The organism is Exiguobacterium sp. E17S (assembly GCF_057772545.1).
Map to the genome: position 1 here is coordinate 789092 of NZ_JBYLRU010000001.1, position 20768 is coordinate 809859.

At 48.2% G+C, this 20768-nt stretch carries 18 protein-coding genes and 2 pseudogenes; 13 read left to right on the top strand and 7 right to left on the bottom strand.

The features are described from left to right. Positions 1-70: 70 nt before the first annotated feature. Together AC3B4V_RS04195 and AC3B4V_RS04200 are read left to right on the top strand one after the other, a co-directional pair. Positions 71-1270, top strand: a complete 1200-nt coding sequence (locus tag AC3B4V_RS04195; protein WP_488377872.1) for an MFS transporter — start codon at positions 71-73, stop codon at positions 1268-1270. Positions 1271-1643: 373 nt separating this feature from the next. Then, complete coding sequence (locus tag AC3B4V_RS04200) at positions 1644-2384, top strand: sugar nucleotide-binding protein (protein WP_488377873.1); 741 nt, start codon at positions 1644-1646, stop codon at positions 2382-2384. A 49-nt stretch (positions 2385-2433) separates the two neighbouring features. On the opposite strand, the gene AC3B4V_RS04205 is transcribed toward AC3B4V_RS04200, so the two are convergent. Continuing rightward, positions 2434-3573 (bottom strand): globin domain-containing protein, encoded by a 1140-nt coding sequence (locus tag AC3B4V_RS04205; RefSeq protein ID WP_488377874.1) that lies wholly within the window; start codon positions 3571-3573, stop codon positions 2434-2436. A gap of 139 nt (positions 3574-3712) precedes the next feature. After that, entirely contained in the window at positions 3713-5344 is a 1632-nt protein-coding gene (locus AC3B4V_RS04210) for an ABC transporter substrate-binding protein (RefSeq protein ID WP_488377875.1), read from the bottom strand. A gap of 103 nt (positions 5345-5447) precedes the next feature. On the opposite strand from AC3B4V_RS04210, the pseudogene AC3B4V_RS04215 reads away from it, so the two are divergent. The 4 genes and pseudogenes from AC3B4V_RS04215 (at position 5448) to AC3B4V_RS04230 (ending at position 8247) form a co-directional block, all read left to right on the top strand. Further along, positions 5448-6682, top strand: a pseudogene (locus AC3B4V_RS04215) (MDR family MFS transporter). Positions 6683-6697: 15 nt separating this feature from the next. Continuing rightward, entirely contained in the window at positions 6698-7249 is a 552-nt protein-coding gene (locus AC3B4V_RS04220) for a GNAT family N-acetyltransferase (RefSeq protein WP_488377876.1), read from the top strand. Beyond that, positions 7239-7709: pseudogene (locus tag AC3B4V_RS04225) on the top strand (YebC/PmpR family DNA-binding transcriptional regulator); the annotation flags it as partial. The gene AC3B4V_RS04220 and the pseudogene AC3B4V_RS04225, both read left to right, overlap by 11 nt. Positions 7710-7953: 244 nt before the next feature. Then, a complete protein-coding gene (locus AC3B4V_RS04230; protein ID WP_023468536.1) occupies positions 7954-8247 on the top strand; it encodes a hypothetical protein in 294 nt (97 codons plus the stop codon). A gap of 40 nt (positions 8248-8287) precedes the next feature. Here AC3B4V_RS04230 and AC3B4V_RS04235 read toward each other — a convergent pair whose 3' ends face one another. Next, a complete protein-coding gene (locus AC3B4V_RS04235) occupies positions 8288-8539 on the bottom strand; it encodes a hypothetical protein (RefSeq protein WP_029341919.1) in 252 nt (83 codons plus the stop codon). A 357-nt stretch (positions 8540-8896) separates the two neighbouring features. Here AC3B4V_RS04235 and AC3B4V_RS04240 point away from each other — a divergent pair, with 357 nt between their 5' ends. The 7 genes from AC3B4V_RS04240 to mnhG are packed head-to-tail and all read left to right on the top strand — an operon-like array spanning position 8897 to position 14683. After that, complete coding sequence (locus AC3B4V_RS04240; RefSeq protein WP_488377877.1) at positions 8897-11302, top strand: Na+/H+ antiporter subunit A; 2406 nt, start codon at positions 8897-8899, stop codon at positions 11300-11302. Continuing rightward, a complete protein-coding gene (locus AC3B4V_RS04245; protein ID WP_214854251.1) occupies positions 11299-11739 on the top strand; it encodes a Na(+)/H(+) antiporter subunit B in 441 nt (146 codons plus the stop codon). The genes AC3B4V_RS04240 and AC3B4V_RS04245 overlap by 4 nt, the downstream gene beginning before the upstream one ends. A 39-nt stretch (positions 11740-11778) precedes the next feature. Continuing rightward, on the top strand, positions 11779-12081 hold the full coding sequence (locus AC3B4V_RS04250) for a Na(+)/H(+) antiporter subunit C (protein WP_488377878.1): 303 nt from the start codon (positions 11779-11781) through the stop codon (positions 12079-12081). Further along, on the top strand, positions 12074-13561 hold the full coding sequence (locus tag AC3B4V_RS04255) for a Na+/H+ antiporter subunit D (protein ID WP_488377879.1): 1488 nt from the start codon (positions 12074-12076) through the stop codon (positions 13559-13561). Before AC3B4V_RS04250 ends, AC3B4V_RS04255 begins: the two co-directional genes overlap by 8 nt. Positions 13562-13564: 3 nt before the next feature. Beyond that, positions 13565-14041 (top strand): Na+/H+ antiporter subunit E, encoded by a 477-nt coding sequence (locus AC3B4V_RS04260; RefSeq protein WP_023468542.1) that lies wholly within the window; start codon positions 13565-13567, stop codon positions 14039-14041. 47 nt (positions 14042-14088) lie between these two features. Beyond that, positions 14089-14325, top strand: coding sequence for a Na(+)/H(+) antiporter subunit F1 (locus AC3B4V_RS04265; protein WP_369792030.1), 237 nt, complete (start codon positions 14089-14091; stop codon positions 14323-14325). Continuing rightward, a complete protein-coding gene (gene mnhG / locus AC3B4V_RS04270; protein WP_023468544.1) occupies positions 14309-14683 on the top strand; it encodes a monovalent cation/H(+) antiporter subunit G in 375 nt (124 codons plus the stop codon). Before AC3B4V_RS04265 ends, mnhG begins: the two co-directional genes overlap by 17 nt. A 53-nt stretch (positions 14684-14736) precedes the next feature. On the opposite strand, the gene AC3B4V_RS04275 is transcribed toward mnhG, so the two are convergent. From AC3B4V_RS04275 to AC3B4V_RS04290, 4 genes are all read right to left on the bottom strand, one after another. Further along, a complete protein-coding gene (locus AC3B4V_RS04275; RefSeq protein ID WP_488377880.1) occupies positions 14737-15180 on the bottom strand; it encodes an Rrf2 family transcriptional regulator in 444 nt (147 codons plus the stop codon). A 216-nt stretch (positions 15181-15396) separates the two neighbouring features. Then, complete coding sequence (locus tag AC3B4V_RS04280) at positions 15397-16293, bottom strand: glycerophosphodiester phosphodiesterase (RefSeq protein ID WP_488377881.1); 897 nt, start codon at positions 16291-16293, stop codon at positions 15397-15399. Positions 16294-16446: 153 nt separating this feature from the next. Then, positions 16447-17703 carry a 2-oxoglutarate dehydrogenase complex dihydrolipoyllysine-residue succinyltransferase gene (gene odhB, locus AC3B4V_RS04285; RefSeq protein WP_488377882.1) on the bottom strand — a complete coding sequence of 419 codons (1257 nt, stop codon included), beginning with the start codon at positions 17701-17703 and terminating at the stop codon, positions 16447-16449. 35 nt (positions 17704-17738) lie between these two features. Next, complete coding sequence (locus AC3B4V_RS04290; protein ID WP_488377883.1) at positions 17739-20579, bottom strand: 2-oxoglutarate dehydrogenase E1 component; 2841 nt, start codon at positions 20577-20579, stop codon at positions 17739-17741. Positions 20580-20768 lie beyond the last annotated feature (189 nt).

The window sequence follows — 20768 nt, forward strand, 5'->3', positions numbered from 1 at the left end:
AAGAATGTGCAGCAATTGAGAAAAATTGTAAGATAGACAAGAAGTCGTTTTAGGAAAGGAATAAAGCATCATGTCACGTGCGTTTCGTTTTATGTATGTCTCGGATTTGTTATCGACCGTCGGGACGAGTTTCGTTTATATCGCGATCTACTGGTTGAGCGCGGAAGAGATCAGTGCTTCTGGCGTCGCCCTGATTGCGACTGGTGTATTCTTGATTCGTTTTCTCGTTTCAACGTTCGTCGGACCATGGATCGACCGGTTCGTCAGTGCATCGTTGTACCAAATGTCGTTGCTCATTCGATTGCTTGCACTTGGTATTACGTTAGCAGGAATCGGGATGACGGACGTCGTCCTGCCGTGGTTACTCGGCTTACTCGTCGTTCAGACGATTTTACAAATCATTGGTGGCAATGCCGTCTTCACATGGGTCGTTGATTTAGTCGAAGATGACCAATTACCGCAAGCAAATGCGTATCTCGCAACGATTGAACGAATCGGGACGTTAAGCGGATTCTTGCTTGGTGGGATGATGATCGCCCGTTTTTCGATTGCGAGTATCTTATGGCTTGATCTTGGTCTGCATCTCGTCGCCTGGTTACTCGTTCGACATATGTCAGGGCAAGTCGCAGAAGGGGCGCGTCAAGGATCGTACCGCGAAGCGTTGCTCGAAGGGATCAGTCACGTCGTCCGTGACGGTCGCCTGAAATGGATCCTTGGTTGTGCGGTCCTCGCGAACTGGATGATCACACCGATGAATACCTTACTTGCTCCATATGCCAAGAATGTCTTATCGGGAAATGCCCAGACGTTTTCTGCACTCGAACTAGCGACGGTGATCGGGGGGATCACGATGTCGCTCCTTTACGGCAAGTGGGTCGTCTCGATCAGACAGGATAAGCTGTTTCGGATCGCAGTCGTACTGCAAGGACTCGCGATTGCAATCGTTGCCTATGTCTCATCCGTTCCAGTGGCAGTTAGTGGGTTCGTCTTGCTCGGCATGGCGCTGACGTTATTCGGGATTCCATTTGCGACCTTGTTGCAACGCTCGACGCCTGCGCATTTGCTCGGCCGGGTCCGTACGGCGATGGTCGCTGCATCAACGGCATGTTCCGCGCTCTGTTACGGATTGTCGTCGTACTTGACGTCGTTCTTTAGCGTCTCGTTCGTCTTTCTGTTCTTTGCCTTAAGTGGTCTTGTGATGACCAGTATCTGGTTACTTCTTCATCGTACCGTTTCCTTTACTGAGGTACGACAGGACAAGGTCGGATGAAATATCCGCCTTGAGGTGGAGGTAAGCGGTTTCGCACTCTTATACACTAGAGATAGAAATGAACGATGAGGAGTGGAGTCGATGGAGAGTTTATGGATCACGGCGTTATTGTTTTTGATTCCGATCAGTGGGATGACGGTCTTCTTGAATGTACTGTGGCGTCGAATGGAAACGGAAGGCGTTTCGGAGTAATCATGAACTAAATAGTGCGTCTGCTCGCCGATATTAGATCGGATAGCGGACGCTTTTTTCATTTGAGGCATGCATGGTCTAGGAGAATGACTTAGATTCGTTAAATCAACACTTTCCGTGTAAACTGAAGTAGCAAGTGATTTTATGAAGTTTCGATTGAAAATAAGGGGGATGAATCACAATGAAAGCAATCATTACAGGTATGAACGGAACGGTAGCACCCGTCGTTGCGGACGTCTTAGCAAAGCACGACATCGAGACAGTCGCCTGGGATCGGACGAAAGTCTCGACGACTGACGAATCCGCGATGCGCACGTTTTTAGAAACGGAACGACCAGATTATTTCTTACATATCGGGATGGGGTCCGTCAGTTGGACGGAAGCGCTCGTCCGCTTGTGCCAGGAATACGAGATTCCGTTCTTCTTCACGAGTACGGTGTCTGTTTTCTCGGACGACGTGCCGGCACCGATCGAAAAGGACGCGGTACCGGACGCGACCGATGAATATGGTGCCTACAAGATTGCTTGCGAGCAAGCAATTCAAGCAATCGATCCACAAGCGAAGATCGTCCGGATCGGCTGGCAGATCGGGGCGGAAGCTGGTTCGAACAACATGGTCGATTTCTTCACGAACGAGATGAAACAGCACGGCGTCATTCGAGCGAGTCGGCATTGGTATCCGTCGAGTTCGGTGCTTGAAGATACGGCTGAAGCGCTCGTTACGATTTTACTTGAACACGAAGCAGGTCTTTATCAGTTGAACGGTAACGATCGCTATTCGATGTACGACTTAGCGCGTGCCTTGAATACGCTTCACGCAAAAAACTGGACGATCGAACCGGTCGATGAACCACGCCGCGATAACCGAATGGCGACGGACGTCGTTTTGGTCCGCCCGTTGTCAGAACGATTGCCCCTCTAATCAAACATCCCGCTCTCCTTGACACGTGTCAAAGAAAGCGGGATGTTTTTTATTGAGCAACTGGAGTTTCTGCTGAAAAGGCAAGTGTTGGTCCAAAGATTTCGTAATGCAGTTTATCTGGTGATACCGTGAAGTGTTCGATCACATATTGAATCATCGCTTCCGGACCACAGACGTATGTCAGATCCGTGATGCTTGCGATAACGTCTTTCGAAAGGCGACCTGCCTGATCTGTCGCCTGATGCTCCGCGTAACGAATGACGCGCGCGCCGCGCTGCTCAAGCATAACGAGTTGTTCGTTAAATGGACGATTGCGTTCGTCTTGGACGGCGTGATGTAACGTTACATGGCGACCAGCAGCTAACGCTTCGTCTGCCATCGCAAGTATCGGTGTGATCCCGATCCCACCGGCAATCAGAACGACTGGTTCGTCTGACGCATCGAGTGTGAAGGCACCCGCTGGCGCACTGATCAATACCGTGTCACCGACTTGCGCTGCATGTAAATAGTCCGAGACGATGCCTTCTCGTTTGACACCAATCGTATATGTCTCCGTGTTCGATGCCGTCGTCAGACTGTATTGACGATTGTGCCATAAGCCATCTTTGTCTTGAATCCGCACCGTAATGTATTGTCCGGCTCGATAAGCGGGGAGTGGATCGTCCGTGCGGAAGGTCAAGGCGCGAATCCCATCGGCTTGTTCCTCGACATCCGAAATCTCGACTGTCTGATATCCGGAAAAACCTTTTGCTTGTTCATCCTGTGCGTAAAGTTCGGCTTCAAGCGTGATGAACAGATTGGCAATCTCCCCATATGCTTCTCCCCACGCGCGCAAGATGTCTGGCGTTGCGGCTTCTCCTAAGACTTCTTGCATCGCCCCGAGTAATTCGTGTCCGACGATGGGATACATCTCCGGTTTGATTTGTAGACTACGGTGTTTATGGAGCACAGGTAATAAGACCGGCTTTAACGTCTCGAGTTGATTGATGTGAGCAGCAGCGGCATACACGGCGGTCGCGAGTGCTTGCGATTGGCGGTCGCTTCGTTGATTCGATTGATTGAAGACGTGTTTCAGTTCCGGATGAGCCTGAAACAAGCGCTGATAAAAGACTTTCGTGATCGCGGCACCGTGCGACGCGAGGACTGGAACAGTCGATTGAACGATTTGAATGGTAGAGGTTGATAACATAAGACCACTTCCTTTTCTCTATGTAATGAAGACAGTCTTAGTATTTCGCAGCCTCAACTTTAATACAACATTTAAAATACTAGATTAAAGAATAAAGTGCGTTTTGTCACAAGCAGGTCAAGATTTCGTCAACGATTCGTCACGATTGGTTGGAAATCCAGAGCTTCGAGAAATCAAAGTAACCGAACGAGTCAATCGTGATGTTTTGCAGCTCGATCGGATACGGAATCAATCGTGTATCGTGATAGAACGGGATGAAGTACGATTCGTCGATCAAGTAACGCTCGATCGTTTGATGAATCGGGAGCCAGTCTTCGAACGGTGTCGCGTCATATTGTTCGATCGATTTCAACATCTCTGGTATCTGCTGAAACAGTCGGATTGGTGGTGAGAACGTGTTCGTCATGAACTGATAAAAGGCGTACTGGATATTTCGCTCGAACACTTCGGCATGGATGGCGAGATCGATCGTATCGTAGACATGAAAATCCGTGATGCTCTCTTCAAATCCGACCTCGACGAACTCATACGGAATCCCGTCTTGATCAAATCGCTGACAGAGCCAGCGTGTCACCTTGTCCGTAAAGTCAGTCAGCTTGATTCGGATCGGTTGCGTGAAAAAGACGGCAGGACCATCCGGGACAGTATACGGTTGACTATAGGACTCAAGAAAACCACAGTCGTTCGGTTGTGCCCGTTCATGGAAGTCATGAATGCCACTACGGACTTCCGCGACGAGCCGGTGGATATAATGACGCGCGGCTTTGGATTCAAACGGACCACCGGCGCGTGGATGGAGCAAGACAAGACCAAATCCGGATTGCGTTGCGATCGTATCAATCGGACTAGAGTCAGATGCCGATGTCCGGTAGACCGGGTCATATTGCTCCGGCATCTGGATGAACTCAATCCGGTCGAGCAGGGCACGGATGCCAAAGTAATTCGGGAACGCTGTCAGAACGGTTTTCTTGTCGTCATGTTGCGTCAGTTGGAACGGTCCTGTCCCAATGCCATCCTTGATGATGCTCGTATGTATCGAGGCAAGTTGCGGCAAAATTGAACTCCGGCGCTGATCGAGTGTGAGGTCGACCCGGTACGGACCGTTCGAGACGATCTTTTTCACGTGCCGGTAGGAATAAGCGTAAGCCGTATAAGCAATCAAGGCACGCAGGCTCTTCGTCACTTCCTTACTCGTCAGGAGCGAGCCGTCATGAAAGCGGACGTCCTTCCGCAAGAAGAGACTGAGCGTCGCCCCGTTCCAGACATAGTGATGCGCCAGTTCACCTTGAATATTGCCGTCGACGTCGATCGTAAACAGCCGGTTGAAGACGTTCTGGACGAGATGGGCACTATGGATATCGGCTGCTTCTAACGGGTGGGTCGTCAGGAAGTTTCGTTTTCGCGGAATCAGTAACGCATCAGACGTCGTCTGTGTATAGCCGAATTTTCGTTCCAGTTGCCGCATGAAGCGTCCGGCTTGCGCCGGCGACCAGTCCCACGTCAATTCCTCCGTCACCGATTCGATCGAGTCACGGTCAATCCGCTCGAGCATCCGTTTCGCATATTCCCGTTCAACGTGGCGCAACCAGACGAGTTCACTTAAGTTGCCTCGTCCGCGACCACTCGTGTAACCAATCCAACCGTCTTCCTGCCATTTATTGAGATATCGTTTCGTTTGTTTAGGACTGAGATGGATGGCGTCGGCAAGCGTCGCAATCGAGTAATGTCCATTTCGGCAAGTCTTCCATAACATAAAAAGATAAGCATCCATCGTACTTCTCCTCCTTAAAAAGGGGACATCTTTTTTGAATGACGTCCATTTTTTATGCGTCTTGTCTTGTTTATGATACAGGTAGAGAATGGAAGGTGACAATATGAAATGGAAAGAAATACCGAAACCAATTAAAGTACGTCTTATCACATCGTTTTTCAACCGGGCTGTCTCGTTCTCCATCATGCCGTTCATGGCCCTCTTGTTCGTCCAGGCATTCAACGAAGTCATCGCCGGTGCATTTTTGATCGCGATGGTCTTCGTCAGCTTCATCACGAATCTACTCGGCGGATATCTTGCCGACCGCTTTTCCCGTAAACGTCTGCTTGTCACGACTTCTGCGCTCACAGCGCTGACGTTCATCACAATGACGATTTCGTTGACATTCGATTGGATGCTGTTGTTCATGGTCATCTACGCTGTCTTCTCGGTGACGAGTAATCTTGGTCGACGGCAATGAGCGCAATTATCATCGATGCAACGACGAAGGAAAACCGCCAAGCGGTTTATGCGCTTGACTACTGGCTGATCAATCTCTCGATCGCCATCGGTACGGCGCTCGGGGGCTGGCTCTACGTCAGTAATCAACTGCTGTTGTTCGGGATCTTAAGCTTCACGTCGTCCGTTTTACCGATTGCGTACTACCTGTTTCTCGACGACACGCCACGGACGTGGCAGCGCCAAAAACTACGTGGTGTCCTCACGGATATCTTCACGAGCTATCAGCTCGCTTGGCGGGACCGCCCGTTCGTTAAGGTCGTCTTTGGTTCGATGTGTATCTTAGCGGCTGAGTTTTCGATGGGCAGTTATGTTGCCGTCCGACTCGCCGATTCGTTCGAACCGCTATCATTTGCCGGGTGGTCGATCAACGGGGTCCGGATGATGAGTATCATCAACATCGAAAATACGTTGCTCGTCGTTACGTTGACGTTCATCGTCCAGCGACTAGCGAAGCGTTTGTCTCCGCGCCGGACGCTCGCTGCGGGTCTCATACTGTACACGATCGGCTACGTCGTCGTGACGAGTGCCAACAGCATGACGGCACTGATGGTCTTCATCTTCATCGCAACGATCGGCGAGTTGCTCTACTCTCCGGTCTTGAACACACAAAAAGCAAACATGATGCCAGCCGATCAACGTGGGGCGTACTCAGCGTTCGCGGGAACGTCGTTTGCTGGAGCGGACTTACTTTCTCGGTCGACGATTCTCGTCGGGACCTTCTTGATCCCATCGATGATGAGTGTATACATCGGATTGATCCTCTTAACGGGCTTTGGATTAGTCTATACGAGTCTGTTCGTGAAGGAATCGGTCGAACGAGAGCGAAACGCATCTTAATAAGGGGGAATACAGATGAACTTACCAGATACTATCGAAACGCCACGGCACCTGTTACGCCGTTGGCAGGATGAAGATGTGGCAGCCTTATATGCATACGCGAAGGATCCAAATGTTGGACCAAAAGCAGGCTGGGCACCGCACGCGTCACTTGACGAGAGTCGGGAAGTGATTGGCATTTTCCAAGCGTCACCTGGCGAATATGCTGTGACCGATAAAGAAACCGGTGAAGTGATCGGGAGCTTCGGGTTTCACTTCAATCGTCGTCCGGACGAATCAATCACCCATGACCGTCAAGTCGAGATCGGCTATGTCCTCGCACCTGATTACTGGGGAGAAGGGCGGATGCCGGAAATCGTCGAAGCAATACTTGATTTCATCTTCCGGGAACTGCCGATCGATATCGTCTGGTGCGGGCATTTTGATTTCAACGACCAATCACGTCGTGTCGTTGAAAAAGTAGGCTTTACGCATGTTCTAGATCGACCATTCGTCTTAGAACGAATCGACGGTCGGACCGTGACGAGTCATATCTACAATTGGACGCGTGAGCGGTATGAAGCATGAAGGATTCGGTCCAAGCGGTTCAATGGTCATCGTCGAAACGTTGACGAACAACGTGAACCGGACGGCTTCTGACGTTCGCGCTGCATTCGGAAAAAATGGCGGAAACATGGGCGTGAGCGGATCCGTCGCTTATATGTTCGATGCGACGGCAATCTTTGCGTTTGAAGGTAAAACTGCAGATGACGTTCTCGAATTGATGATGGAAGCGGATATTGATGTGCGCGATATCCTCGAAGAAGACGAATCTGTCATCATCTACGCTGAGCCGGAACAATTCCATGCTGTACAAGAAGCGTTGAAAGCTGCAGGCATTACTGAGTTCTCACTTGCCGAACTGGTCATGCTCGCCCAAAACGAAGTCGCGTTGTCTGAAGACGACGTCGCACAATTCGAGAAAATGATCGATGCACTGGAAGATCTTGAGGATGTGCAACAGGTCTACCATAACGTAGAACTATAATTAAAAAGACAAGGGGATGGTCACGACCATCCCCTTGTCTTTTTAATTATAGTTTCTGTATCGGTTAACGCCCGAAATCGGTCACGCACCGTCTGTTTTTATCATAAAGTATGAAACGCGTTTCATAACAAGAATAAAAAAAGATTCATTTGTGATGTTTATTTCTTGTATTTAATGGGAATAGTAATATTCGGAGTTGATTATAACTTATTTTGCTTTGAAGAAATAAAAGGAGGAACGAACGATGACATATTCTTTAATTGAAACATTCAAACACATCGTAAGCGAGGCAACTAGCTTTAAGCGCGTTGATTTCGGAGGTTACGATATTTATATGCAGACAACAGATGGACGAACGATTACGGCACACATCCGCTATGATGGTGGTGGTACGGACTTCAATGAAGCTTATTTAATGCTTGAATCGAGTACCGGTCAACGTCGCACAGCGACCTTAACGCTTTATCAATTCGAACATCTCTCTTCTTATACTGCACACAGTGAACGGACACGTGCCCTAGTCACAACAAGTGCTTAATGACCATAAAACACGTCTCTCATTTGAGAGACGTGCTTTTTTAATTTTCTTCTCGCTCGAGGCGTTCGAGTTCTGCGTGTGTTTGTGGGAATCCATTCGCTTGCCAATCTGCCCGATGAATGGAATCCAGTTGTGTCAGTCCGACTTCAGCCGGATCGCGTTTCGCGTCGACACTTGGACGATGGTCAATATCATCTGAAGTCGATTTTCGTTGTTGGTATTGTTGATAGGCGATTGTCGCAATCGCTGCTAGACCACCTAAAATAACACCTGTCTTGAATGTTGCTCGCATGAAAGTTCCCCCTCTATGGTCATTAGTTGTGCTCTAGATAAATGTACCCGCGTTCCTTGAGTTTGAATCATTCTTCTCATGGATCCACGTGTTTTTTGAAAAAAATCAAAAAAATTTTCAGCCTATTTCTGCCGTGTTCCTACATATTTAATAATCAAGAGAAAAAATGGCTCTATCCCTTATGCTTCAACGCTTCACGTCATGCAAGAAGGAAAAAAGTACGCTATACTTGATTCAGAAACATCTTCGACGAACAAAATGAATCGTGTCTTCTACTGGACAGTTCCGAGCTTCAACAGCTTGCGTTCGCGTCCCTTTTTCATTTTTGGTCGTCGATGTCACAAAGGAGGGAATTTCGTGTCCGTGATGCACGGGGCTATTTTACTGCCCATATTGATCAGTCTTTTCATTCCGCTTCTAGCGAAACGCCTTCCGAACATTCATACCGGTTGGTTTGTACTTGTCGTACCTGTACTGCTCGTTTCGTATTTCAGCCGCTTTCTCCCTGGTACGATGTCAGGTGAGACCTTTACGGCACGCATGCCGTGGATACCATCGCTTGGTATCGATTTCGTCACGTATCTTGACGGACTCGGCTTATTGTTCGCACTATTGATCACAGGAATCGGCTCACTCGTCGTTCTTTATTCGATTTTTTATTTAGATGCGAAAAAAGAATCACTCGGAACATTTTATGTCTATCTGTTGATGTTCATGACCGCCATGCTTGGGGTCGTACTGTCAGATAACATGATCGTCCTCTATCTGTTCTGGGAATTAACGTCGATTTCGTCGTTCTTATTGATCGCCTACTGGTACGAGCGGGAACGTTCTCGTTACGGCGCTCAAAAATCGATGCTGATCACCGTCTTTGGTGGATTAGCGATGCTTGGGGGAATCGCGATTCTCTCTACACTCAGTGGATCGTTAAGTATTCGTGAGACCTATGCGTCGCTTGAGTCGATTCAAGGTGAACCCTTCTTTACGGTCGCCCTTGTTTTATTCTTGCTAGCCGCCTTCACGAAATCGGCTCAATTTCCGTTCCACATCTGGTTACCAGATGCGATGGAAGCACCGACCCCTGTCAGCGCCTACTTGCACTCGGCAACGATGGTCAAGGCAGGGTTGTATCTTGTCGCTCGTTTCAGTCCGATTTTTGCGGATGAGTCGCTCTGGTTCTATCTCGTCTCATCTGTCGGAATATTCACCTTATTCTGGGGTTCACTCAATGCGGTGAAACAACATGATTTAAAGGGAATCCTTGCTTACTCGACGATTTCTCAGCTTGGATTGATCATGTCATTACTTGGACTCGGAGCAGCTGCCTTGCACGTCGACGCGTTAGATGACGGATTATATACGATTGCGACAGTCGCTGCGATCTTCCACCTGATCAACCACGCGACGTTTAAAGGCAGTCTCTTCATGATGGCGGGAATCATCGATCACGAGACTGGTACTCGCGACATTCGGAAGCTCGGTGGTCTTGCGCAACTCATGCCGATTTCGATGACGATTGCGATGATCGGGACCCTTTCGATGGCGGGGATTCCACCATTCAATGGTTTCTTAAGTAAAGAGATGTTCTTGACAGGTGTACTTGAAGTTTCAGGATCTGACTTGTTCCACTTACCGTCTTACGGTTGGATCATTCCTGTACTCGCCGTCGTCGGAAGTATCTTTACATTCGTCTATAGCATCTTGATCGTCCGCAGAACGTTCTTCGGTAAGCGTCAAAACGACAAGTTACCGAAAGCACCACACGAGGCACCGATTGGAATGTTGATTCCACCTCTCGTCCTCGTCTCGCTCGTCGTCATCATCGGACTCTTCCCGAATATATTATCGGATACGTTGATTCGACCGGCAGTCGAAGCAATCTTACCGCAAGTCGTTGATGCCGGTGGCAAGATTGACGTTCACATTACGATGTGGCATGGATTCAAACCAGAATTTTTCCTGACGTTACTCATCTTTACAGTCGGGTTCATCTTGTATAAGACACTGCCGCGCTGGCAATCGCTCTATAACCGGATGCCTCGTGCCATCTCCTTAAATCATCAATATGACGCTTTGTTACGCCGTGGTGAACAGACCTCGACAAAGATCCATGATACGGTCATGACCGGATACATGCGGTCGTATCTCGTCTACATCTTCGGATTCATCGTCATCTTGATTTTGACGGCATTATACGGGTTTGATGCCTTCCGCTTCGCGGTTGATCCCATCAGCACGATTGACGCGTATGAGATCATCCTTGCACTCGTTCTCGTTTCGAGTGCACTCTCGATCACCTTTGCGCGTTCACGACTGACATCAATCATCTTGCTCGGTGTGACAGGTTATACGGTCGCTCTGTTCTTCGTCTTATTCCGAGCGCCAGACCTTGCTTTAACGCAACTCGTCATCGAGACAGTATCGGTCGCTTTGTTCCTGCTCGTTTTCTATCGTTTACCGGAAATCAGCCGGAAAGAAGAACGCATCCCGTTCAAGCTCGGCAATGCCTTGATTTCGGCACTCGTCGGATTGACAGTGACACTCGTCGCCCTTGCTTCTCTCAGCCAACGATCGTTTACTTCAATCGCCAAGTATTACATCGATAACGTCGCTGATCTTGCCGCTGGCGGTAATATGGTCAACGTCATTCTCGTCGACTTCCGTGGCTTCGATACGTTGTTTGAGATTGCCGTTCTCGCACTGGCTGGAATCGGTATTTACACGATGATTAAATTCAGACGAACAGGAGGGATGGATAAATGAAAAAGCAGGCAAAAAAGCATACGAATGACGTCATCTTAGAGTCCGCGACTTCCTTTATCACGTTCATCATCTTCCTGTTTGCTGTCTACTTGTTCTTTGCTGGACACTACACGCCAGGTGGCGGATTCATTGGTGGTCTCGTGACGGCTTCTGCTCTTGTTTTGATCCTACTTGCTTACGATATCAAGACATTGCGCCGGATTTTGCCATTCGACTACAAATGGATCACGGCTCTCGGTATGTTGATTGCCGTACTGACGGCGTCAGGAGCGCTTCTGTTCAACGTACCGTTCTTCACACATGCACATGATTATTTCAACCTGCCGTTGTTCGGCAAGACATCGCTTCACACCGCGATGCTGTTTGATCTTGGAGTGTATCTTGTCGTCGTCGGTGTGACGATGACGATTATTCAAACGATTGGGGAGAGTGATTAATATGGAAATCATCATGCGATCGCCGCAGGCATCCTGACGATGTGTGCCATTTATCTCATTCTTTCGAAAAGTATTCTTCGCATTATCATCGGAACAGGGTTGCTCAGCCACGCTGCCCATCTGCTTGTCATGACAATGGGTGGACTAAAACGAGGCGCGGCTCCGGTTTTAAAGGACGGCGTGACTTCCTATACGGATCCACTACCGCAAGCACTCGTCTTGACCGCCATCGTCATCAGCTTTGGTGTCACTGCCTTCTTCTTGGTACTCGCTTATCGTGCCTATCAAGAACTCGGAACCGATAATATCGAAGAAATGAAAGGAACCGATTCGAATGATTAACTTACCGTTATTACCAATCATCATCCCGTTGTTGACGGGTGTCATCTTGATGTTTTTCCCGCGACACCTCAAAGGACAACGAATCGTTTCCCTCTTTTCGACGATTTTGACTGTCTGTGCCTCCATCTATCTTGTGCTGACTGTCCGGTCGAACGGTATCTTAACAGTCACACTCGGTAGTTGGCCAGCACCTTTTGGTATCACGCTTGTCTCTGACATGCTATCCGCTTTACTCGTCACGACGACGAGCATTCTTGTTCTTTGTATCATCTGGTATGCCATTGTCTACTTGAGCGTTTCCTATCAACGGTACTACTATTTCATTGCCGTTCAATTCCTGCTCGTTGGTGTCAATGGTGCCTTTACGACAGGTGATATCTTTAACATGTTCGTCTTCTTCGAAGTTTTCCTGATTTCGTCTTATGTCTTGATCGTTCTCGGCGGGAAACCGGCACAGTTACGAGAATCGCTGAAGTATCTTTTGATTAACGTCATCTCGTCCGCATTATTCGTCATGACGGTTGCCTTCTTGTACGGTATCATCGGATCGCTCAGCATGGCGGATATCAGTCAAAAGATTTCAGAAGTCGGACAACCGGCAATCCTAAACGTCATCGCCTTGTTATTCTTGATCGTCTTCGGATTAAAAGGTGCAATCTTCCCGCTTTACTTCTGGTTACCTGGTTCTTATCAAGTACCACCGACGCCTATTCTTGCTCTGTTCGGTGCCTTGCTGACGAAGGTCGGAGTCTACGGGATTTTACGGACGTATAGTTTGTTCTTCTCAAATGAGATTGGAACGATTCATCAAATCTTAAGTATCCTTGCGCTCAGTACGATCGTCATCGGGGTGATCGGTGCGCTCGCGACACGAGATGCGAAGCAAATCATCATCTACAACATCATCGTCGCAGTCGGAGTCATCTTGTACGGGGTTTCCCTCATGACACCGCAAGCGCTAGAAGGTGCGATTTTCTATCTTCTTCATGATATGTTGATTAAAGCCGCTTTATTCCTACTCGTAGGAATCATGGTCGGAATTGCCGGCTCGAGTAAGCTGAAAGATATGGGCGGGATGATCAAAGCCTATCCTGTATTAGGTTGGACGTTCTTCATCGCGGCGTTATCACTTGCCGGGATTCCACCGCTCAGCGGATTCATTGGGAAATTCCTGATTGTTCGTGGTGGTATTGAAGCCGGTGAGTTGATTGGACCAATCATCGTTCTACTATCCAGTCTACTCGTCTTGTATTCGGTCTTTCAATTGTTCATGCGTGCCTTTTGGGGAACACCGAAGACCTATTCTGGTGATAAACAAGCGCTTGTTCCAAAGCTGCTCGTTCCTACGATTGCCTTAGTTGCGCTCAGCGTTCTCTATGGAGTAGGTGCTGAGGCGATGCGTCCACTGATTCAACAAGCCGTCGAACCGTTGACGAATCCAACGCTCTATATCGATGCCGTACTAAAAGGAGGTCGTTAATTCATGGCATTTCAAGTCTTGCTCAACTTATTTCTTGCATTCTTGTGGATGTTTCTCTCAAACAATTTCTCGGCCTCCGGTTTCGTCATCGGTTACGCGCTAGGGCTGATTGCGATGTTCGCTTTCCGTCGCGGCTTCAAAGGTCGCTTTTATCTCGGACCTGTCGTCGCACTCGTCCTATTGTTTTTCCGCTTTCTCTACGAGCTTGTCGTCGCGAACATCGATGTCTTGAAAATCATTTTAAAGCCGAAGTTAGATATTCAACCTGGTATTTTCGCCTATGAGACCGAACTCGATCAACCGTGGCAAATCACGTTGCTGTCAATGCTGATCACGCTGACACCGGGAACGCTTGTCGTTGATATCTCGGATGATAATAAGACACTCTACATTCATGCACTCCACATGCCAGAGGTCGATGAAGCGGTCGCTTCGATACGTGATAGTTTTGAGAAAGCCATTCTGGAGGTGAGTCGGTGATGTTCGATATTTTAATCTATATCGCACTCGGGGGTGTCTTTCTCTCGATGCTTGGTCTGTTTTACCGGGTCATCAAAGGACCAAGTGTTGCGGATCGTGTCATCGCGCTTGATTCAATTGGTATCAGCTTGATTTCAATCGTTGGACTTGTCTCGATCATCTTACGGACGAGCGACTACCTCGAAGTCATCCTGTTGATTGGTATACTCGCCTTCATCGGTACAGTTGCCTTTTCAAAATATATCGAGAAAGGAGAGATCATCGAACGTGATCGCAACCAATGAATTGATCGTCGCGGTCTTCGCCTTGCTCGGTATGGGATTTAGTCTCGTCACCGCGCTTGGTCTGATCCGCTTACCGGATGTCTATACGCGTGCTCACGCTGCATCTAAAAGCGCGACATTAGGTGTCATGTCGATTTTAATCGGCGTCATCATCTATTTCGTCACTGAAGATGGATTCTTCTCCTCTCGTGTCGTTCTCGGCATCCTGTTCGTGCTCATCACAGCACCGATTGGAGGACATCTGATCGCTCGTGCTGCATATTACAGCAATGTTCCGTTGTGGAAATCGTCTGTTCGTGACGACTTGTCCCAGAATAAAGAACATGTGGAACCAAAGAAACGCCAAGATGACGTATAAGTATCGATATGACAAAACCCTCGCTTCCATTCACGGAAACGAGGGTTTTTTGATTAGGAACGCTGTAAAGATGAGGCAGCAAACAAGAGCGCCAACTCATCACGATTATTTAACAATTCTTCTAATGTATGCTGTTCCAGTTCCCGGATAAAAGCTCGAAGCGCTCGTCCGAGCACACCTTTTAGACGGCATCCTGGTTCGATGACACAATGACCGTTGCTTCCAAAACACTCGACGATATCCATCGGTTCCATTTCCCGAACGACTTTCCCGATGTTGATGTCTTTTGGATCACGAATCAAACGGAGTCCGCCTGACCGACCTCTTGTTGATTCGACATAGCCAAGTTTCGCTAATTGTTGTGTCACCTTCATTAAATGGTTGGATGAGATGCCATAATGATTTGCAATCTGCGGCATTGGTGTGATGACATCCCGGTGCACCCCGAGGTACATCAACACACGTAATCCATAATCCGTATACTGTGTAATTCTCACGATCCTCACTCCATTCCTTCCCAAAACTGCACTGTTATCGTACCATGAAATACGAAACTGACTACATTGTTTTGTCTCATGGTTCGAAATTCTGATAAACCTCTATAGGGTTTACGTATGGAATGAAATATTGGATTTAAAATACGAGTTTTAAAAACAAAAAAACTATTTCTTCTTTCCTGTTCAGAAGAGAAATAGTGCTATTTCCTTTTTACCTTATTTTTTGTACAGTCCTTTCACGACATCATGAAAACGGTCGGCATAGTTCGTAAAGACTCCCGTGACACCATAGTCAAGCATACGAACCATATCCGCTTTTTCATTCACTGTGTACGGGTGAAGTAACAAATCATGCGCCCGAATGGCTGCGACGTTCTCACGTGTCAATGCTTTGAAGGAAGGACCGACACCGACCGCATACTGGCGGATTGCTGTTAATCGATCATCCGTCAATGCCTTGACTTCATTTGCTTCCATCAACTGAACCAAGGGAACGTTCGGGTCGATGGCTCTGACTTTTTGAAGACTCGCTTCACTAAACGACTGAATCAAGACTTGTCCTGATTTGACCTTGTTACTCGACAATCCGTTCTGCTTTAGTACGTCGAGCAATTTCTGTTCCATTCCCGGGTACACTTCCGGTGATTTCGTCTCGATGTAGTAATTCGCATGCTTCCCATACTTACTCAAGACTTCTTGAAGCGTCGGAACTTTCAAACCGACATACGATTTTTTCGCAAGGGTCGGGTTCGCTTCATTGAACCAGCTACCGGCATCAAGTTTCTTGATTTCAGCAAGCGTTTTATCTTTGACGGCACCCGTTCCGTTCGTCGTCCGATCAACCGTTTCATCGTGCATCGCAATCAATTGACCGTCTTTCGTCATCTGTAAATCAATTTCGATGTAATCTGCTTTGAATGTCTTATGTCCCATTTCATAAGCTGGCATCGTATGCTCTGGCGCGTATCCTGAAGCTCCGCGGTGGGCAACATTGATGATTCGATTTGGATCGAGTAACGATTTTCCTTTTGAATGTGCGCTGACATCTTCTGTCGGAAAACCTGTGCTTAATACGGCTCCTGCTACCATCGTCAACCCAATTTGTTTCAACATAATCAATTCCCCCTTGAAATATTCTTACAACACTTATCCTAAATCGTATGTATGAAGCTGATATAGAGATGATGTAAATGTCGTTTCGTGATTTGATGACAAAATGATATCAACAAAAAAAAAGACCCGCATCTAAAACGGGTCTTTTTATGATTACGCTTCGAAAATCAATGACTCTGGATCTTCAAGGAGATCTTTAATGTGCTTCAAGAACGTAACGGCTTCTTTTCCATCAACGATTCGGTGATCATAAGAGAGTGCGACATACATCATCGGACGGTTTTCCATGCGCTCAGCATCAATCGCTACAGGACGCAAGTTGATTGCGTGCATTCCGAGAATCGCGACTTGTGGACCGTTTAAGATCGGTGTCGACATGAGTGAACCGAACGTACCACCATTCGTGATCGTGAACGTACCACCCGTCAAATCAGATAGACCGAGTTTATTATCACGCGCCTTAACCGCTAGTTGAATGATGTCTTTTTCAATCTCAGCGAAGTTCTTCTTATCCGCATCACGAACGACCGGAACGACGAGACCGTCTGGTGCTGAAACGGCAATACCGATATCATAGAATTTTTTGAGGACGATTTCATCGCCTTGAATCTCAGCATTCAAATATGGCATCTTTTTAAGTGCTGCGACTGCTGCTTTCGTAAAGAATGACATGAAGCCGAGCTTGACTTCGTTTTCCTTCACGAATTTCTCTTGGCGACGTTTACGCAGTGCCATGACCGCTGACATATCGATCTCATTGAATGTCGTCAACATTGCTGCTGTTTGTTGAACTTCAACGAGTCGGTTCGCGATTGTCTTACGACGGCGTGACATCTTGATTCGCTCTTCCGGTTTCCCAGGAGCGGCTGCTGGTGCTGGTGCCGGTGTAGCAGGTTTCGTAGGAGCCGGTTTTGCTTGCTCACGTGGTGCTACTTCAAACGTCGCGACGTCTTGCACGCGAATCCGACCGAGCGGATCTTGCGTTGCCACTTGTGCTAAATCAATTCCTTTTTCACGAGCCAGTTTACGGGCAGCAGGTGAAGCAATCGGACGATCCGCAACAGATGTACTTTCAGTCGCTGCTGCAGCCACCGGTTGTTCCGCTTTTTCTTCTGCTTTAGGTGTCTCTTTTGGAGTTTCTTGTACTGGTTCTGCCGCAGCCGGTTTTGGAGCCTCGCCACCAGCAGAGATGACAGCAATCGTTTCCCCGACGCGGACTGTATCTCCTTCAGCAACCATCACCTCCGTCAACGTACCAGCTTCATCTGACGGTACTTCGATGTTGACCTTATCTGTCTCGAGCTCAACGATGGCTTCCCCTTTTTCCACGTGATCACCTGGTTGTTTTAACCAAGACGCCACCGTTCCTTCTGTAATTGATTCGGCAAGTTCTGGTACTTTGATTTCCATCGTATTCTCCCCCTATGACTCGATTCTATCTTAAGTTATGATGTGTGATTTGATACGTGTGATGGTGCTGTTGGAGTAGAAGCAGTCGCTGTGAGTGCATCATTGATGATACGTGCCTGCTCTACTTTATGACCTGACGGGTCACCTTCTGCTGTACTGGAACGACGACGACGACCGATGTAACGGACGGTTTGGATACCATTCGGTGCGACTGTCTCAAGTCGAGGTTCCATGAAGGACCACGCCCCCATGTTTTTCGGTTCTTCTTGCACCCAGAACATCTCTTCGACGGATTCATAGCGCGCGATGACTTCTTTTAAGGCTTTTGCCGGGAATGGATACAACTCCTCGACCCGGACGATTTGTAGCCAATCGAGATTCTCATCTGATTTCGAAACGGCTTCAGCTAGGTCGATTGCCATCTTACCAGAACAGAACACAAGACGTTTGACACGATCTGGCGCTTCTCCGAGCCCTGACTGTTCGATGACACGTTGGAAACTACCTTCCGTCAACTCAGAGACATCCGATGTTGCAAGCGGATGACGCAAGAGACTCTTCGGCGTCATGACGACGAGCGGTCGGACTTCCTCTTTTCCGAGAATCGCTGCTTGTCGGCGCAATAAATGGAAGTACTGGGCAGCACTCGATACGTTCGCGACCGTCCAGTTTTTCTCACCCGATAACGTCAAGAAGCGTTCTAAACGACCACTCGAGTGTTCTGGTCCTTGCCCTTCATAACCATGCGGAAGCAACATGACGAGACCTGATGTTTGTCCCCATTTCGCTCGGCTAGCTGAGATGAACTGGTCGAAGATGACTTGACCTGAGTTCGCAAAGTCCCCATATTGCGCTTCCCATAATACGAGCGTTTCCGGAGCGAAGACGTTATAACCGTATTCAAAACCAAGTACACCTGCTTCAGACAACGGACTGTTGTAGACCGAGAATGATGCAGTTGCCGTTGATAAGGCATGGAGTGGCGAGAAGCCTTCTCCTGTTTTCACATCATGAAGATTAATGTTCCGTTGTGCGAACGTTCCTCGTTCAGAATCTTGACCGCTCAAGCGGATTGGTGTTCCATCTGAGAGAATCGAAGCAAACGCCAATGTTTCGGCATGTCCCCAGTCAATTCCGTTCTTTGTCGAGAACGCATCCGTCCGGCGCTTCAGGACCTTCTCAAGTTTATGGAACACTTGGAAGCCATCCGGCCACTGTAACAATTCTTCGTTGTACGCCGTCAATGTTTCAATCGAGACCCCTGTCTCAATCGTCGGAACGCCTTTAAAGACGACGTCCGGCATGACCCCACCATACTCTTTCTCCGCGTTCGGTACTTTTTCACGAGCCGCTTTCATTTGATCATTGATCGACGTTTCAATCGATTGAATTTCGTCAGCTGTCGCATCCCCGTTCGCGACAAGCGTTTTCCCGTACAAGACACGAATTGGATCATGTTTATGAATCAAATCGTATAAGACCGGGTTCGTATTCATCGGTTCATCCATTTCGTTATGACCAAAACGACGATATCCGATTAAATCAATCATGACATCCTTCTTAAACGTTGCCCGGTACTCGCTCGCGAGCAACGCGACTGCGAGACAGCTTTCCGGCTCATCCGCGTTGACGTGGAAGACTGGGATCTCGTAACCCTTAGCCAGATCACTTGAGTAGCGCGTCGAACGGGAGTCCGTCGGCTCCGTCGTGAAGCCGATCGTGTTGTTCGCGATGATGTGAATCGTTCCGCCTGTGTTATATCCTTTGAGATTCGCTAAATTCAATGTTTCAGCCACGATTCCTTGACCTGGGAACGCAGCATCACCGTGTATCAGGATTGCAGCAGCAGCCGCTTGCTCTTGGCGTGGTGCACCTTTTTGTGAGCGATCATCTTGTGCCGCACGTGTGAAGCCTTCGACGACTGGGTCAACGAACTCAAGATGCGACGGATTGTTCGCAAGCGTCATCCGCACGTTACGTGTCTCTTGCTCGAGTTTTCGGTTTAAACCGAGGTGATACTTCACGTCGCCCGTCCAACCGTACGTGATCCCGATCGATCCTTCAGATGGTACGAGGTCGTGGTTCGGTGCATGCTGGAACTCAGCAAAGATCATTTCATATGGCTTCCCAAGTACGTGCGCCAAAACGTTCAACCGTCCACGGTGTGCCATTCCGATATTGATCGTCTCCGACCCATTCGAGATGAGGTGTCCGACGATCGTGTCGAGCAATGGCACCATCGCGTCAAGTCCTTCAATCGAGAAGCGTTTTTGACCAACATATGTTTTGTGCAAGTATTTTTCGAAGAGGTCCGTTTCAGCTAAGCGTTTGAACAACTGTTTCTTTTGTTCAGCGTCTAGCGTCGCCGTCAAAGCACCTTGCTCGATTTTCTGTCGGAGCCATTTCTTTTCATCGAGATCGTCGACATGCTGGAACTCAACTGCGGCTGCTCCCGTGTACTGCGCTTTTAAATGTTCGATGCCTTCAAACGCGTCCTGTACACCAGTTGGTGGTTCAGGACAGACGAGTGAGACTGGCATTTTTCGAAGATCTGCCTCTGTCAATCCGTACTGACTCAATTCGAATAATCCTGTTTCTCGCGGATGGTCCTTCAGCGGATAGATATCCGCCGCAAGATGTCCTTTTGCACGAATTTGTTCCGCTAAACGATTCGCCGCAAGATATTTTTCGAAATCTCCTGTCTCGACTTGCATCGGTACGACTGGTTCCGTCACGGGTGCACCATGCTCTTCGAAATAAGCACGTGTCTCCTCATCAACGGATGTCTTGTCTTCTAAAAAACGCTCGTACAATTCAATGATGTAGCCAAGGTTTGGTCCATAGAATGCTTGTTGATCTTGCTCGTGGCCTGCCATGTACGGTTCCCCCCGTTTCTATATTTCTCCCCACACATCCAGTGGATACTCGATGTGTTTCCAGCCCTCTACCTGTTAGCGCTTTCAAAAGGAATTGCATGAATAAAACGCTGAACGTCATGAGAAGGAATGATCGTGTCATTCTTCCATGAAAGTGCCTTCGTTACTATATTACTACTCTTTTCCTGT